Raw genomic sequence first — 16489 nt, forward strand, 5'->3', positions numbered from 1 at the left:
GGGTGCCGTACGGGCCTGGCTCGGCGGCCGGTGTCACACGGAACGGGGCGCGGAAGTATGGGCAGCGGGCGGCGCGACGAGGCGAGACACACCGGGCCGGGGCGGCACCCGGCGAGTGTCGGCTGGTCACGGGCCCGTACCTTCCTCGCCGACCGCGCGGGGATGCACCGGCGGCTGGCCTGGCTGATGGGGGCGAGCGCCCGGGTGGGCACGACGCTGGACCTCGGCACCACGGCCCAGGAACTCGCCGACTACGCCGTCCCCTCGTTCGCCGACGCCTGCTCGGTGGACCTGCTGGAATCGGTCCTCCGGGGCGAGGAGTCCGACCTGTGGCGGGGGCCCGGCCCGCCGGAACGGCGCGCCATGGCGGTCGCCTTCGTGGCGGCCCTGGAAATGCTCGAACCCGACCCGGTCGGCGAGATCGCCGGGGCCCCGGCCACCCGGCTGAGCAGCCGGTGCCTCACCACCGGGCAGCCGATCCTGCTGGAGCGGATGTCCGGCACCGAGCTGGGGTGGATGACCACCACGCCCAGCGCGGCGCGCGCACTGGCCGACGCGAAGGTGCACAGCCTCATCATCGTGCCGCTGATCGCCCGGGGCGTCCTGCTGGGGGTGGTGGACTTCCTGCGGGCCGGCCGCCGCCCCGGCTTCACCCGTACCGATCTGTCCCTCGCGATGCGGTTCGCCGCGGAGGCCGCGCTCTTCATCGACAACGCCCGCCTGTACGGGCAGAAGCGAGAGGCCCTGCTCAACCTGCAGCGGGCGCTGCTGCCCCGCTCGACCCCGGCGACCCCCGGGCTCACGGTCACCACCAGCTACCGGGCGCCCAGGGACGCCTCCGGGGTCGGCGGGGACTGGTTCGACGTGATCGCCCTCCCCGGCGGGCGGACCGCGCTGGTCGTCGGGGACGTGATGGCCCACGGACTGGCCGCCGCCGCCACCATGGGCCGGCTGCGGACGGTCGCCCGCACCCTGATGACGCAGGACATCGCGCCCGAACGCGTGCTCGCCCGGATGGACGTGGCGGCGCGCGACCTGGAGGAGGACCAGGTCGCCACCTGCCTGATCTGCGTGTACGACCCGGCGGACGCCGGCTACACCGTCGCCACGGCGGGGAACCTCACCCCGCTGCTGGCCCACGCCGACGGGACCACGGCCTTCCCCGAGGTCCCCCGCGGCGCCCCGCTGGGCGCCGGCGCCATCCCCTACGACGCGGTGCGCCTGTCCGCGCCCGAGGGCAGCACCCTGGTGCTCTACACCGACGGCCTGCTCAAGGCCCGCGCCCGGGACATCGACACCCAGCGCGCCCGGCTGCTCGCCGCGGCCGCCGCGCTGGCACCGCTGGACGCGGACACCCTGGCCGACACGGACATCCGCGGCGCCGAGCGGTTCGACGAGGCCGTGGTGGTCTGCGCCCGCCGCCCCACCGCGCCGCAGCGGTTCGCGGCCCGGGTCTGGGACCTGCCCGCGGAGGGGACGGCCGCCGGTCTGGCGCGCACCCTGCTCCGCGAACAGCTCGGCAGCTGGCAGTTGCAGGAGCTGGCCGACACCGGTGAGCTGGTGGTCAGTGAACTCGTCGGCAACGCGCTGCGCCACGGCGACGGGCCGCGGCAACTGCGTGTGGTGCGGCACGACCGGCTGACCATCGAGGTCTCCGACACCGGCCCCGACCTGCCGCAGATCCAGCACGCCACCCTCGACGCCGAAGGCGGCCGGGGCCTGCAGCTGATCAACCTGCTCAGCCGCCGCTGGGGGTCGTGCCGGACCCCGGCCGGGAAGGTCGTCTGGGCGGAACACGACCTGCCGGCGCCGGACGGCGATCCGGCCGCGGCGGCCGCTCCCGGCCCGGAAGAGTGAGCGGCGGGGCGGCCCGGCCGGGGCCGCCCCGCGTGTCACGCACCCGGCGCCCGTCCGCCGGCGTCTCCCGGGAGCGGCCACCGGAATCGATGCGGCCGTCACGGCGGTCCGGGCCGGGTCAGCAGTCGGGAATCACCGCTCCGCTGTTGTCCCTGGCCTCGTCGTTGCCCCAGCGGGAGAGGTAGTACGCCGAGACCCACTGGCCGGCCGGACCCACGTCGAGGTCGGTCTTCAGCCACCAGTGGTTGTAGTTGCCCTGGCCGTCACGGATCTCGCGGCCCCACGCCTTGCAGAACACGTAGTTCGTCCCCGCGTACAGCGTGCCGGTCTGGACGGTGCTGGTCGGTGAGGCGTGCCCGGGGGCGTTGGCGAAGGTGTCCACCCAGTACCTGCCCTGCCCGGCGCAGCCGTTGTCGCTGGTCAGGTGCTTCTGGTGGTACGAGCCCGGATACGGTGCCAGCGACTGGCCGTTGATGCGGATGGTCTGGCCCGCGCCGTTGTAGAGCTGCTCGTAGTGGATGTGCGCCCCCGAACTGTTGCCGGTGGAGCCGGTGGCGCCGATCTGCTGGCCCTGGGACACGCTCTGCCCGTGGCTGATCGCGAACGACGAGAGGTGGAAGTAGTACGTCTTCCAGCCGCCGCCGTGGTCGATGACGACGTAGTTCCCCGCGCCCCCCGCCTCGTGGTAGCGGTACGCGGTGCCGGAGGCGGAGGCGAGGACCGGCGTCCCGGCCGTCCCGCCGCCGTCGGAGCGGACGAAGTCCAGCGCGAGCCGGACCTCGGCCGAGTGGTGGCTGTAGGTCCAGGTCTGTCCGCAGGGATACGGCGCCTTGAAATTGGGCGCCGCCTGAGCCGGTGGCGCGAACAGCAGGCCGGCCACGATCGCGGCCAAGCCCACCAGCACGACACGCAGTTGACGCATCACACCTCCTGGGAAGAACGGGTCTGCTGGTACGCAGAGACAGTGATGGTAGGCGGAAATCCGACTGATTTGGCGCGCGCATGCCAGACTCGGCACCTTCGGGCCACCGGACCGGCCGCGCCGGTGCGGACGGCGCGCCGGACCGGGGCCGGCGCGGTCGGAAGCCGGGGACCGGGGCCGGCGCGGTCAGAAGCCGTACCGGTCGCTCCGCTTCGCCAGCGACCACACGTAGTACCACCGGTTCTCGCGCAGGGTGCGGGGGCCGCCGTCCAGCAGCCCCTGGACCACGCCCCACACACCGCCCGCGCCCGCGACGCCGAGGATGGTCAGGGCCTCCTGCAGCGCCGGACCGTAGACCCCGACCAGGGTGGCGCCGACCGTGCCGATGGTGGCCCCGGTGACCGCCACCGCCCGCCTGCGCCGGACCGTCGCCATCTGCGCCTGGACACCCCGGATCTCGCTCTCGATCGCATGCCCGATGCGGATCATCTCGCGCTCGGCCTGGTCCGCGCCGAGCGCCTGGTCCAGGTTGAGGAAGGCGTCGCGCAGGAAGAGGCGAAGCTGCGCGTAGGAGGCGAACTCCTGCACGGTGATCTCACTGAAGTCGCGCAGCGTCACGCCCTCGATGAACGGCAGGTCGATCCGGAGCACCGGCCGTACCACCTGGCTCGCGACGGGCGAGGCGTCGAACTCCCCCACCACCCTGCCGTGCCGCACCAGGAAGTCCAGCGGCGAGGGCATGTCGTAGGCGGTGCGTACGCTGCGCCGGACACCGGGTCCCCCGGCCAGGCCGGGGGACCACGTGGTCTCGTCGGTCACCCAGTAGGTGGGCAGGTACCAGGCGAGCCCGGCCCTCAGCAGCGGCTCCGCGTCCGTGATCCACCGGCCCAGGGACGGCAGGTCGGGGCACTTCATGTGCACGGCCTGGGTGGTGTCGCGCGTGGAGATGGTCAGCGAGTCCAGCGCCGGATGCGCGCTGACCGGGTGCTGCCTGGAGTGGTCGCGCAGTTCCGGGATGACGCAGTGCCGGGCCCCGGTGTCGCCGTGCGAGAGGAGGAGGGTGTCGGCGACCAGCGCACTGCGTTTGGTGAGCGTCGACAGGTCACCGGTGGGGGTGTTCAGCCCGATGTGGAAGTGCGCCCGCAGGAGGTTCTTCTGCCGGGCCAGCTTCCGGGCCGCGCCGGTGCTGTAGAAGTGCGCCCCGTACGCCTTCGCCATGAGCTCCGGATCGGCCCGCTGCGCGGCCGAGGTGTGCGCGAACAGGGCGCGCATCTGCTTCGCGATCTCGGGATTCTGGGTGGTCTTCCTGCGCTGGAACACGTGTGCACCGTTTCGCTCAAGAACACGTCGCACGACCGGAGTTGGTGCGGGGCCGGCCTGCCGGCGGAGTCCCCAGCGTACCGGCGACCGCCGCCCGGCGCGGCCGCGCCGACCGGGCCCGGTCCGGTCCGGTCGGAACGTCTGTGGGAAGGCGTCACGCGCAGGAGGGACTCCACGCATCCCGGCGCCCCTCCGGGGGGTTGTACCGGCAGTCGCCCACTCCTGCAGAAAGGCGGGCCCATGCTCCGTCGTCTGACCGTAGTGCTGCTCGGCAGCCTCGTACTGACCGGCCTGTTCACCTCGGCCGCGACCGCGGCCCCGAACCCGATCCTGCCGTCGCCCGAATCCCTGATCACCGAAGGGATCACCATCGAGGGCCCCCTGATCAACAACCTCGGGCTGCCCAAGCTCGTCTAGAGCGCCCCCCGCCGCCGGACACGCCCCCCGGGCTCCGTTCGAGGCGCCCGCCGCCTGCCCGGCCCTCAGGCCGGGCGGGCGGAAGGCGGCCCCGTGCCGGCGGTCGGCCCGGGCCTCACAGCCTCGCGTGGGTGGTCGGCCCGGGCCTCACGGTCCCGTGCCGGCGGTTCGCCCCGGCCTCACGGCCCCGCGTGGCGGTCGGCGCGGGCTTCGCGGCACCGGCTCACCGCCGTGACCGGGGCCGCCGCTCTCTCCCCGGCGAACGGCTGCGGCCGCGCGCGGCCGTCCCGGCCCGGTCACCGGCGCGAACCGCCGTGCCCCGGACCGGCGGTGGTCAGCCGGTCCGCGCGGCGCCGGGGTCCAGCGTCGGCAGATAGCGCGGTGCCCGCCAGGCGTCCAGCCGGCGCTCCACCGCCGCCCCCAGCGCCAGCAGCTCTGCGTCCTGCCGGTGGCCGGCCATCAGCAGCAGACCCACCGGCAGTTCCGAAACGAAGCCGGCCGGCACCGACAGCGACGGGTAGCCGGCCACCGCCGCGGGGGTGGAGGACGGGATCACGTCGTTGTCGCCCCGCGCGCAGTCGGTGGTCCAGGCCGGCGGGTTGGCCGGGGCGGCGATGGCGTCCAGGCGGTGGGCCGCCATGGTCTCGTCGATGGAACGCCGGGACAGGTCCCGCAGCTCGGCGCGCATCGCCCGGTACTCCGGGTCCGTGGTGGGAGGCGCCGCCAGGGCCGACTCGAACAGTTCCTGACCGGCGAAGCAGGTCCGTTCCGCCGGGTGGGCGCGGTTGAACTCGATCAGCCCGGCGAGGTCCCGGGGCCCGTCGCGGGTCGCCAGGTAGGCGTCGATGTCGCGGTGGAACTCGACCAGCAGCGCGGGGAACTCCAGCTCGGCGAGTCGCGCCTGGTACGGCGGGGTCACCTCGACGACCTCCGCCCCGGCGGCCCGCAGCCGCGCCGCGGTACCGGTCATCAGGGCGTCCACCCGCGGGCCGAGCGATGGCAGCCGCCACAGGCCGATCCGCTTCCCGCGCAGGCTCCCCGGGCGCGCCGGGGTGCCGAGCGGGCCGTCCGCGGACCGGGTGCCGTCGCCGGTGAGCACCGACAGGGTGAGCGCCACGTCGATCACGTTGCGCGCCATGGGTCCCGCGGTGTCCTGCTCGGCCGAGATCGGCACCACGCCCGCCTGGCTGACCAGTCCGAGGCTGGGCTTGTGACCGACCACCCCGTTCATCCCGGCCGGGCAGACGATCGAGCCGTCCGTCTCGGTGCCGATCGCCACCTGCGACAGCGACGCGGCGAGCGCGGCCCCCGAGCCGGAGGACGAACCACACGGATTGCGGTCCAGCACGTACGGGTTGTTGGTCTGGCCGCCCACCGCCGACCACCCCGAGGTGGGTTTCGCGGCGCGGAAGTTGGCCCACTCGGACAGGTTGGTCTTGCCGAGGATCACCGCCCCCGCGTCCCGCAGCCGGGTCACCAGGACGGCGTCGGTGTCCGGCGGGCCGCCGGCCAGCGCCAGCGAACCGGCCGTGGTGGGCATTCCACGGGTGTTCACATTGTCCTTGATCAGGACCGGAATGCCGTCGAGCGGCCCCAGGGCGGCGCCGCGCCGGTGCCTGGCGTCGCTGGCGGCGGCCTGGCGCGGGGCCGTGGGGTCGGTGCGCAGCACCGCGTGGATCGCGGGGTCGACGGTCCTGATCCGGCGCAGATAGGCGGCGGTCAGCGCCGACGAGGTCAGCGACCCGTCGGCCATCCGGGCCTGCAACTGCGGGATCGTCACCGTGTCGAGGTCGACCCCCGGCAACGCGTGCGGGCCGGGTGGCGCGGCGCCGGGTCCGGCGGCCTCCGCGGGCGGTTGCGGCGCGCCCGCCAGCAGGGCACCCGCGACCAGCAGGGCGGTCAGAGCGGCAGCACTCCTGTTCCTCATGAGGGTCAGCGCACTACATGCCGACGCCTCGGCGCAAGGGTGCCGGGGCGGTGCCGAGCCGCGCGCACGCGGCGGTGTGCGGGCCGCCCGCGGCGTCGCGGGCGGCCCGTGCGGCAAGCCCGGCGCGGGTGGCGCGGCGGCCGGGGTACGGGGGCTGCCCCCACCGCCGACCCGGGGGCCGGCTGGATCGCGCCCCGAGCGCCGGTCCGAAACGCTGGGCGCACCGGACCGTCGCCCCCAACCGACCCACAGGAGAGCACCCGTGCACGAGCGCCCACACCCCAGGCTCCGTACCTCCCGCCGGACGCGCGCCCCCAGGCGTCCCGCGGAACCGGCCGCCGGCGCACCGGCGGCGCACCGCCCGGCCACCGGCGGGCGGGCCACCCGGGGGCGGGCGCGGCGTCTCGGCCTCGCGCTCGCCGGGGCGGTCACGACGGCCGTACTGGTGGCCGCCCTCCCGGCGCCCGCCCCGGCGGCGGCAGCCGGGACGCCGGCGGCGGGCGGCCACCGGGCCACCCAGGAGGCCATCGACGCGGCGGTCGAGAGCGGCGTGCCGGGGGTGATCGCGCAGGCCCGCACGGGGCGGACCACCTGGACCGGCCGAGCGGGCACTGCCGACCTGCGCACCGGCGAGCCGCGGCGGGCCGGCGACCGGTACCGGGCCGGCTCGATCACCAAGACCTTCGTCGCCACGGTGATGCTCCAGTTGCGGGCCGAGGGACGGCTGAGCCTGGACGACACCGTGGACCACTGGCTGCCCGGGCTGGTCCGGGGCAACGGCCACGACGGCCGGCGCATCACCCTGCGGCAGATCCTCAACCACACCAGCGGCATCCACAGCTACACCGAGGACCCGGACTTCCGGCGTGTCGCGTTCGGCACCGACTTCCTGCGGCACCGCTACGACACCTGGACGCCCCGGCGCATCGTCGAGCTGGCCATGAGCCACCGGCCCTACTTCGCCCCCGGCGGCGGCTGGCACTACTCCGACACCAACTACGTCCTGGCCGGAATGGTGATCGAGCGGGCCACCGGCCACTCCTACGCCCAGGAGATCGAGCGCCGCATCCTGCGTCCGCTGCGGCTGGACGCCACCACCCTGCCGGGCACCGGGTCCCGGCTGCCGCGGCCCAGCGGCCGCGGCTACTCGAAGCTGACCGGCACGCTCGGCGGGCCCGCCGAGCCGGGGAGCGTGACGTACGACGTGACCGCACTCAACCCGTCACTGGCGGGCGCGGCGGGGGAGATGGTCTCCACCACCGGGGACCTCAACCGGTTCTACACCGCCCTGCTCTCCGGGGAGATCCTCCGGCCGCGCGAGCTGGCCGAGATGACCACCACCGTGCCGGTCGGCGGTACGCGCTTCTCCTACGGCCTGGGGCTGATGAAGTACGAGTCGTCCTGCGGCCCGCTGTGGGGCCACAACGGGGGCATCCAGGGCTCCGTCTCCGACTCCCTGGCGACCCCGGACGGCGAGCACGCCCTGTCGTTCAACTTCAACGGCGACTGGAGCGGCTCCCTCGACCGCGTGGTCGAGGCCGAGTTCTGCGGCCGGTGACCCCGGGCGGGACCCGCCGCCCCCACCGCCCCGGTACGAGCAGGTGAGGGATACTGCCGTGCACAAGTGTCGGCTCGGACGGGGGAATCGGTGCGACCGCTGGCGAAGGACGACCCGCGGCAGATCGGCCCGTTCCGGGTCATCGGGCTGCTCGGGGGCGGCGGCATGGGACGGGTCTACCTCGGCCGCGGGGCCGACGGGCGGACGGTGGCGGTGAAGACCGCGCGCTCCGAACTCGCCGACGACCAGGGCTTCCGGACCCGGTTCGCCCGCGAGGTGGCCGCCGCCCAGCGGGTGGGCGGGCCGTTCGTGGCACCGGTGGTCGACTCGGCGCCGCACGACGACGTGCCCTGGATGGCCACCGAATACGTGCCGGGCGTCTCGCTCACCGCCGCCGTGCAGGAGCACGGGCCGCTGCCCGAGGACGCGGTGCGGCTGCTGACCGCCGGTCTGCTGCACGCGCTGGCCGCGGTGCACGCACACGGCCTGGTGCACCGGGACCTCAAGCCGTCGAACATCCTGCTCACCGCCGGCGGCCCGCGCGTGATCGACTTCGGAATCGCGCGCTCGGCCGCGGACACCGCCCTGACGATGACCGGTACCGCCCTCGGCACCCCGGGCTTCATGGCCCCGGAGCAACTCGTCATGCAGGGAGCCGAGACCACCGGCGCGGCGGACGTGTTCGCACTGGGCGGGGTGCTCGTGTTCGCCGCGACGGGCAGCGGTCCGTTCGGCACCGCCGAACCGCAGGTGCTGATGTACCGCACGGTGCACGAGCGGCCCCGGCTCGACGGACTCCCGGCCGACCTGGCCGACCTGGCGGCGGCCTGTCTGGCGAAGGAGCCGGGGCACCGGCCCGGACTGCCCGCCCTGACGGCCCGGATCGGCGCTCCGGGGCCGTACGGCGACTGGCTTCCGGAGGCCGTCGCCGGACAGCTGCACCGGCTGTCCGCGCGGCTCGGCGACCCCAGGTCCCCGGAGGGCTCCGTGCCGACGCCGCCGGCCGGGTCGCCCGCCGCCGACCGGCTGCCGGACCGCACCGTGCCGGGCCCGGTGCCGCCCACGCTGCCCGCCACCCCGCCGCCGGGAGCCCATGGCCCCGGTCCCGGCGCACCGCCCCAGGAGCGGTACACCACCGGTCCGCCGCCGGGGCCGTCCGGCGTCTCCCCGGTCCCGCCGCCGCACCCGCCCGCGGCCCCGGGGCCGGGCCGGCGCCGGGTGCTCGCCGCGCTGTCCGGCCTGGGAGTCGCCGCCGGCGGCGGGGCGCTCGGCTGGGCGCTGTGGCCGGACGGCGGTGCCGACGGCGGTGCCCGCGCGGGCACCGGCACCGGCAAGGGGAACACACCGAGCGGTTCCCGGCAGCCGTCCGGCGGCCCGCGGTCCGGTGGCGGCCCGTCGCCCGCCGGGGCACCGTCCGACCGGCTGCCGCGGGAGATACGCGACAGGGGCGTCGTCATCGTCGGTTCGGACCTCACCTACCCGCCGATGGAGTTCACCGAGGGGGGTGAGGCCGTCGGTGTCGACGTCGACCTCGGGCACGCGCTCGGCCGTCGGCTGGGCGTGCCCTTCCGGTTCGAGAACGCCGTCTTCGACTCCCTGCTGGCCGGCCTGGACGCCGGCCGTTACGACCTGGTCATGTCGGCGATGACCGACACCAGGGACCGTCAGGAAGGGAAGGCGGACGGCAGGAAGACCGGCAGCGGCGTCGACATGATCGACTACTTCCGCGCCGGACTCGCCCTGGTGGTCCGCAAGGGCAACCCCGAGGGCATCGGGGGCACCGGGGACCTGGCCGGCCGGACGGTCGCCGTCCAGCGCGGCACGGTGGCCGCCTTCTACCTGGACGAGTTGGCGGGGAAGAGCCGGGCGAAGTGGACGCTCCGGGAGCTCAGCACCCCGGCCGAGGTCCACGAGGACGTCGTCCGGGGCCGGTCCGCGGCCTGCCTGCACGACTTCCCGGTCGCGGCGCACACCGCGGCGACCCACTCGGGCGGCGACGCCCTGGAGCTCAGCGGCGGCCAGATCGACCCCGAGCCGTTCGGCATAGCCGTCGCCAGGAACGGCACGGTCCTGCGGGACGCCGTGCGGGAAGCCCTCGCCGGTCTCCTGTCCAGCGGCGAGTACACGAGAATCCTGCGGAAGTGGCACGTCGAGGACGGCGGGGTGCGGCGGGTGGTGCTCAACGGCGGCCGTTAGCCCGGGGATCGGGCCCCGGGCCGCCCGGCGGGAACTCCGCCGGTGGGCCGGGGGCGCCCGCGGTGGCGGGCCCGGCGCGGCCTCGCGCCCTCCGTCCGCCTCGTCGCCCGTCCCGGCCCCGCCCCGCCGCTTGCCCGCCCGGCCCCTCGCCCGGCCCGGCCGCCGGGAGCCGGCGGTCAGGCCGGGGTGCCACCGGTGTTCCGGATCATCTGCCGGAGCACCTTCAGCGTGGTGACGTAGTCCGCGTCGTCGATGCCCTGGTGGATGCGGTCGCGGATGGCCGGGGTGTGCTCCTTGAGACCGGCCCGGGCCGCTTCCCCGGCCTCGGTGATCCACAGCCGGCCGTCGTCGTCGCGGGTGAGCCGGCCGCGCTCCAGCAGGACCGCGGCCTCGCGCTCCAGGTCGTCCTCGGCTCTCAGGTAGCCGCTCATCGCCTGCCGGAGTTCGGGGACGGTCATGCCGGAGCCGTCGGGGGAGAGGTCGTGCGGGGAGAGGTTCCGCAGCAGCCAGTACTGGGGCTGGGTGAAGCCGAGTTCGGCCTGCCGGGCCCGGGTGAACGCGATGAGAGCCTCGTAGGCGACGCCGGTCCAGTACGCGGCCGGCTGCGTGGCGAGCTCGTCGTCGGTGAACTGCTGGTCCGTCATGTCCGTGCCCTCCTGCGGTGATCGCTGACATCAGGACGGTAAAACTTCAAGTGAAGTTGAAGTCAAGGCGGTCATGGGGCGTCTCGACGTCCGCCCCGGGCCGCGCCGTTGATCCGCCGGACCCGTGCCGCGCCCCCGCACGCCGGGCCGGCGGGCACCGCCCGGGGCCGGTGCCCGCCGGCCCGGCATGCGGAGCCGTCCACCGTCCGGTACCGGCGGGAATCCGACGCCATCCTGCCGGGAGCAGGGTGCCGTCGCGGATCCGCCAGCCACCCCGGTACGGGGCCTGCTGGACTGCCCGGGAAACCCGCTGCCCGCACAGGACGGAAACCATGGCTGCCACTTCCACCGCCTCGGCCGACGGCGCCGCCGCGCCCCCGCGCTCCCCGCTGTCGGAGTGGCTCGCCGTGGTCTCGGTGATGCTGGGCATCTTCACCATCGTCACCACCGAGATCCTGCCGATCGGTCTGCTGACGTCGATCGGGTCCGGATTCACCGTCTCGGACGGAATGGCCGGGCTGATGATGGCCATGCCCGGCCTGCTGGCGGCGGTCTCGGCGCCGCTCGTGACCGCGGCCACGGCCCGGATCGACCGCCGGCGGCTGCTGTGCGGCTTCATGGCGCTGCTGGCCGCGGCGAACTTCCTCGCCGCCACGGCCTCCGACTACCGGCTCGTGCTGATCTCCCGGGTCATGGTGGGGATCACGATCGGCGGGTTCTGGTCGATCGCGGCCGGGCTGGCCGTACGGCTGGTCCCGCCGGCGTCCGCGGCCCGGGCGACCGCCGTCGTGTTCTCCGCCGTACCGCTGGGATCCGTCCTGGGCGTACCGGCCGGCACCCTGGTCGGAGACCTCGCCGGATGGCGTACCGCCTTCCTGCTCCTGGGCGCCCTCTCGGTCGCGGTGCTGCTCATGCTGCTTGTGCTGGTGCCGCCGCTGCCCCCGGTGCACACCACCCGGCTGCGGGTGCTCGGCGGCACGGTCCGGCGCGTCGGCATCCACTCCGCGCTGCTGCTGACGTTCCTCGCCGTGCTGGCGCACTTCGGCACCTACACCTATGTGACCCCCTTCCTGGAGCGGGTCACCCACGCCGGCGACGGCCTGATCACCACCCTCCTGCTGCTCTACGGCGCGGCCGGCATCGCGGGCAACTTCCTGGGCGGGTCCCGGGCGGCGGAGCACCCGCGCGCCGTCCTCGGGTGCGCCGTCGGCCTGATCGCCGGGGCGACCCTGGCCCTCCCGCTGCTGGGCCGCTGGGACGTCGGCGCGGCGGCCCTGCTGGTGCTGTGGGGCGTCGGCTACGGCGCCGTGCCGGTCGCCTCGCAGACCTGGTTCGCCAAGGCGGCACCCGACGCGCCGGAGGCGGCGTCGGTCCTGTTCACCGCCTCCTTCCAGGCGACGATCTCGATCGGCGCGCTGCTGGGGGGAGCGGTGCTGGACCGGACCTCGCCGTCCACCGTCATGCTGCTCGGCGGCGCCACCGGGATTCTCACGCTCCTGGTGCTCCGGGGCCGCCGACCGGAGGGGCCGGACGGGCCGGACACCGCCTGACCGCCGCGCCCCCGCGACGCCGCGCCGTACCCCGCCCGACCGCGCCCCGCCCGACCGCGCCCCGCCCGACCGCGTCCCGCCCGGCCGTGACGACCCCGCCGTGGCGCCGGCGGGCTCACGGTGCGGTGCGCGCGCGGTGCCGGCGCACCGCGTCGCGGTTGGCGCACCGCGGGGAGCAGTAGCGCTGCCGCCCGGTGCGCGAGGTGTCGGCGAAGATCGTGGCGCACTCGGCCACGGCGCACCGCCGGAGCCGGTGCATGCCCCGCCCGACCAGGTGCAGGGCGGTGCCCACGGAGATGAGCGTGGCCAGCACCGAGCCGAACGGCCGGCCGTCCTCGCGGTAGTGCAGGTGCCAGCCGTCCCCGCCGTGGTCGGTCAGCCGCGGATGACCGGCGGACGCCGCCAGCATCCGGTTGACCAGCCGCGCGCGGTCCCGTTCGTCGTCGGCGTCGACGACCTGCTCCCAGGCGTCCAGTGCGGCCCGCGTGCGGTCCAGGTCCTGGGGGGTGACCGGGCGCTCCAGCGCCAACCCGGCGGCGCGGCAGCGGTCGGCGAGCTCCTCGGCGCTGGCCGGGCGCCGGTTGGCCAGGTCCGCGGCGAGGTTCACGACGTCCTCCCCGTAAGGGTTGAGATGCATAAGGCCATTACAGCATCGTGGGTCCGGTGAAGGACACCACCGGACACCCCACACCCGTACGGCGAGCGGCGGAGCGCGATGTCGCGGAGCTGGTGCGACTGCGGACGCTGCTGTTCGAGACGCTCGGCGGCGAGTTCTTCGACCCCGCCGCGGCGGACGGCGACTGGCGACACGCGCTCGCCGCGGTGCTGAAGGAACAACTGACGGCGGACGCCGTCCGGATCCTCGTCGTGGACGCCGCGGACGGCCTCGCCGCCTGCGGCATCGGCACCATCGAGCAGCGACTGCCCGGACCGCACCTGCGCAACGGCCGGATCGGGCATGTGATCGGCATGGTGACCGATCCGGCCCACCGGCGGCGCGGCCACAGCCGAGCGATCATGCTGCGCCTGCTGGAGTGGTTCCGGGAGCGCGAGGTGGCCCGGGCGGACCTGTACGCCTCCGCCGACGGCGCACCGCTCTACCGTGCCCTGGGGTTCACCGAACACCCCGATCCGGCGCTGTACTGGCGTCCGTGAGCGGCGGCCCGCCGCCGGAGCCGCCCGTCGTTCCCCCGGCGCCGCCCACCGTGGTCCCCGGAGCCGCTCGCCCATGTCCCCGGAGCCGGCTACCGCGTTCCCGGAGCCGGTCGCCGCGTCCCCGGTAGGCGCGAAGGCCCGCCCGGCCGGCGCCGACGTGCGGCGGGCCGCTCCGGGCCGGCCCGGCCCGCCCACCCGTGGATACCCGGCCCGCCGCGCGCCTGGTCTACGGCGGAATGGGGGCATTCGCCCGGGCGGCGCCGGTGTGGCGTGTCCCACCGGCGGGCGGACCGGGAGCCTCTTGCCTATGCAACGAGTTGCATAGCAGAATCGCGGCATGGCGCTCGAACACGCGATCCTCGTCTCCCTGCTGGAGAAGCCGGGCTCCGGGTATGAGCTGGCCCGGCGCTTCGAGCGGTCCATCGGGTACTTCTGGACCGCCACCCACCAGCAGATCTACCGCGTGCTCAAGCGCATGGAGAGCGACGGCTGGGTCGACGCCCGCGAGGTGCCGCAGCAGGGCCGGCCGGACAAGAAGGAGTACTCCGTCTCCGGACTCGGCCACCAGGCGCTCTCCGGCTGGCTGCACGAGCCGATCGAACCCGAGAGCGTCCGGCACGACCTCGCCGTGAAGATCCGCGGTGCGGCGTTCGACGACCCGACCGCGCTGATCAGTGAGGTCGAACGGCACCACCGGGCGCACACCGACCGGCTCGCGCACTACCTCGCCGGGGAGCACCGCGACTTCACCGGCCCGGACGCCCCGGGCGCCTCGACCGGGGGAGAGCTCCAGCACGTCGTGCTCCGCGGCGGTATCGCCTACGAGCGGATGATGCTCGCCTGGCTGGACGACGTGCTCGCTACCCTCCACCGGATGCGCGCCGAGCACTGACCCGGCCCCGCCCCACGCCGCACCACCCCGGCCCCCGGCGCGCCCGTCCGCCGGCCGGACCCGTCCCCACCCGAACCCACCCGCCGGAAAGGCGAACACCCATGGCCGACCCCCTGCTGTTCAACCCGCGCACCTACGACCCGGCGCACTTCGACCCCGAGACCCGCCGGCTGCTGCGGGCCACCGTCGACTGGTTCGAGGAGCGCGGCAAGCGCCGGCTGATCGAGGACTACCGCTCGCGCGCCTGGCTGGCGGACTTCCTGGCGTTCTCCGCCAAGGAAGGGCTGTTCGCGACCTTCCTCACCCCCGCCTCCGCCGGCGGCGGCCGGGACACGCGGTGGGACACCGCCCGGATCGCCGCCCTCAACGAGATCTTCGGCTTCTACGGACTCGACTACTGGTACGCCTGGCAGGTCACCATCCTCGGCCTCGGCCCGGTCTGGCAGAGCGGCAACGCCGCCGCCCGCGCCCGTGCCGCCGAACTCCTCCAGCAGGGCGAGGTGTTCGCGTTCGGCCTGTCGGAGAAGGCGCACGGCGCCGACATCTACTCCACCGACATGCTGCTGGAGCCCGACGGCAACGGCGGCTTCCGGGCCAGCGGCTCCAAGTACTACATCGGCAACGGCAACGCGGCCGGCCTGGTCTCCGTCTTCGGCCGCCGCACCGACGTCGAGGGCCCCGACGGCTATGTGTTCTTCGCCGCCGACAGCCGTCACGAGGCGTACCACCTGGTCAAGAACGTCGTCGATTCGTCGAAGTACGTGAGCGAGTTCCGGCTGGAGGACTATCCGGTCGGGCCCGACGACGTCCTGCACACCGGCCGCGCCGCCTTCGACGCCGCCCTCAACACCGTCAACGTCGGCAAGTTCAACCTCTGCACCGCCTCGATCGGCATCTGCGAGCACGCGATGTACGAGGCCGTCACCCACGCGCACAACCGCATCCTGTACGGCCGCCCGGTCACCGCCTTCCCGCATGTGCGCCGGGAGCTGACCGACGCGTACGTCCGGCTCGTCGGAATGAAGCTGTTCAGCGACCGTGCCGTGGACTACTTCCGTTCCGCCGGCCCCGACGACCGCCGTTACCTCCTCTTCAACCCCATGACGAAGATGAAGGTGACCACCGAGGGCGAGAAGGTCATCGACCTCATGTGGGACGTCATCGCCGCCAAGGGCTTCGAGAAGGACAACTACTTCGCGCAGGCGGCCGTCGAGATCCGCGGCCTGCCGAAGCTGGAGGGCACGGTCCACGTGAACCTCGCACTGATCCTCAAGTTCATGGGCAACCACCTGCTGAACCCGGCCGAGTACGCGCCCGTGCCCACCCGCCTGGACGCGGCCGACGACGACTTCCTCTTCCGGCAGGGGCCGGCCCGGGGACTCGGATCCATCCGCTTCCACGACTGGCGCACCGCCTTCGACGCCTACGCCGAGCTGCCCAACGTCGCCCGCTTCCGCGAGCAGGCGGACGCGCTCTGCGAGTTCGTCGCCACCGCGGCCCCCGACGAGAAGCAGAGCCGCGACCTTGACCTGCTGCTCGCCGTCGGCCAGCTGTTCGCGCTCGTCGTGCACGGCCAGCTGATCCTGGAGCAGGCGCGCCTGACCGGCCTGGACGAGGACGTCCTCGACGAGCTCTTCGCCGTCCTGGTGCGCGACTTCTCCGCGAACGCCGTCGAACTGCACGGCAAGGACTCCGCCTCCCCGGACCAGCAGCGCTGGGCGCTGGGCGCGGTCCGGCGACCGGTCGTGGACGAGGCGCGCTCGGCGCGCGTGTGGGAGCGGGTCGAGGCGCTCTCCGGCGCCTACGAGATGGCGCCGTAAGCCGGCGAGGGGCCGGGCCGCGGCGGTTCCGGCCCCTCCTCCCGCGGCCGGCCGGCGGCCCGGTACGGGAGGAACCCGGCGGTCGGGGCCGGCCCTCCCGGTGGCCGGGCGGGAGAGGGGAACACCCCGACGCGGTGCGTCAATAGGCCGGTTTTGCGCCCCTTCGGGGGTACTGTGCCGTGCCGGGAGGCGTGCCGGCCCGTGCCCCCGCGGCGTCCGGCGGCCTCCGGC

13 protein-coding genes are annotated in these 16489 nt (G+C 74.7%); 8 read left to right on the plus strand and 5 right to left on the minus strand.

The features are described 5' to 3' along the window. Positions 1 to 57: 57 nt before the first annotated feature. The gene (locus ACH4B3_RS15890) at positions 58 to 1857 is read left to right on the plus strand and encodes a SpoIIE family protein phosphatase (protein WP_398463417.1); all 1800 of its coding nucleotides are present in this window, start codon (positions 58 to 60) and stop codon (positions 1855 to 1857) included. Positions 1858 to 1975: 118 nt separating this feature from the next. On the opposite strand, the gene ACH4B3_RS15895 is transcribed toward ACH4B3_RS15890, so the two are convergent. Together ACH4B3_RS15895 and ACH4B3_RS15900 are read right to left on the minus strand one after the other, a co-directional pair. Beyond that, a complete protein-coding gene (locus tag ACH4B3_RS15895; RefSeq protein WP_398463418.1) occupies positions 1976 to 2779 on the minus strand; it encodes a M23 family metallopeptidase in 804 nt (267 codons plus the stop codon). 186 nt (positions 2780 to 2965) lie between these two features. After that, entirely contained in the window at positions 2966 to 4099 is a 1134-nt protein-coding gene (locus ACH4B3_RS15900; protein ID WP_398463419.1) for a hypothetical protein, read from the minus strand. A 240-nt stretch (positions 4100 to 4339) separates the two neighbouring features. On the opposite strand from ACH4B3_RS15900, the gene ACH4B3_RS15905 reads away from it, so the two are divergent. After that, a complete protein-coding gene (locus ACH4B3_RS15905) occupies positions 4340 to 4516 on the plus strand; it encodes a hypothetical protein (protein ID WP_398463420.1) in 177 nt (58 codons plus the stop codon). A 334-nt stretch (positions 4517 to 4850) separates the two neighbouring features. Here the strand turns inward: ACH4B3_RS15905 and ACH4B3_RS15910 are convergent, their stop codons facing one another. Next, positions 4851 to 6443, minus strand: coding sequence for an amidase family protein (locus ACH4B3_RS15910; protein ID WP_398463421.1), 1593 nt, complete (start codon positions 6441 to 6443; stop codon positions 4851 to 4853). A 442-nt stretch (positions 6444 to 6885) separates the two neighbouring features. Between ACH4B3_RS15910 and ACH4B3_RS15915 the strand changes: the two genes are divergently transcribed. Together ACH4B3_RS15915 and ACH4B3_RS15920 are read left to right on the plus strand one after the other, a co-directional pair. Continuing rightward, positions 6886 to 8001 carry a serine hydrolase domain-containing protein gene (locus ACH4B3_RS15915; protein ID WP_398463545.1) on the plus strand — a complete coding sequence of 372 codons (1116 nt, stop codon included), beginning with the start codon at positions 6886 to 6888 and terminating at the stop codon, positions 7999 to 8001. 90 nt (positions 8002 to 8091) lie between these two features. Next, entirely contained in the window at positions 8092 to 10197 is a 2106-nt protein-coding gene (locus ACH4B3_RS15920) for a transporter substrate-binding domain-containing protein (protein ID WP_398463422.1), read from the plus strand. A 176-nt stretch (positions 10198 to 10373) separates the two neighbouring features. Here ACH4B3_RS15920 and ACH4B3_RS15925 read toward each other — a convergent pair whose 3' ends face one another. Then, positions 10374 to 10841 (minus strand): MarR family transcriptional regulator, encoded by a 468-nt coding sequence (locus ACH4B3_RS15925; protein WP_398463423.1) that lies wholly within the window; start codon positions 10839 to 10841, stop codon positions 10374 to 10376. 332 nt (positions 10842 to 11173) lie between these two features. On the opposite strand from ACH4B3_RS15925, the gene ACH4B3_RS15930 reads away from it, so the two are divergent. After that, complete coding sequence (locus ACH4B3_RS15930; protein WP_398463424.1) at positions 11174 to 12391, plus strand: MFS transporter; 1218 nt, start codon at positions 11174 to 11176, stop codon at positions 12389 to 12391. A 115-nt stretch (positions 12392 to 12506) separates the two neighbouring features. Here the strand turns inward: ACH4B3_RS15930 and ACH4B3_RS15935 are convergent, their stop codons facing one another. Continuing rightward, a complete protein-coding gene (locus ACH4B3_RS15935; protein ID WP_398463425.1) occupies positions 12507 to 13028 on the minus strand; it encodes a CGNR zinc finger domain-containing protein in 522 nt (173 codons plus the stop codon). Positions 13029 to 13054: 26 nt separating this feature from the next. Here ACH4B3_RS15935 and ACH4B3_RS15940 point away from each other — a divergent pair, with 26 nt between their 5' ends. The 3 genes from ACH4B3_RS15940 (at position 13055) to ACH4B3_RS15950 (ending at position 16258) form a co-directional block, all read left to right on the plus strand. Then, the gene (locus ACH4B3_RS15940; RefSeq protein WP_398463426.1) at positions 13055 to 13546 is read left to right on the plus strand and encodes a GNAT family N-acetyltransferase; all 492 of its coding nucleotides are present in this window, start codon (positions 13055 to 13057) and stop codon (positions 13544 to 13546) included. 337 nt (positions 13547 to 13883) lie between these two features. Beyond that, a complete protein-coding gene (locus ACH4B3_RS15945) occupies positions 13884 to 14438 on the plus strand; it encodes a PadR family transcriptional regulator (RefSeq protein WP_398463427.1) in 555 nt (184 codons plus the stop codon). 101 nt (positions 14439 to 14539) lie between these two features. Further along, positions 14540 to 16258 (plus strand): acyl-CoA dehydrogenase family protein, encoded by a 1719-nt coding sequence (locus ACH4B3_RS15950; protein WP_398463428.1) that lies wholly within the window; start codon positions 14540 to 14542, stop codon positions 16256 to 16258. Positions 16259 to 16489 lie beyond the last annotated feature (231 nt).

The sequence above is a fragment of the Streptomyces sp. NPDC018031 genome (assembly GCF_044327625.1).
Taxonomy (GTDB): domain Bacteria; phylum Actinomycetota; class Actinomycetes; order Streptomycetales; family Streptomycetaceae; genus Streptomyces.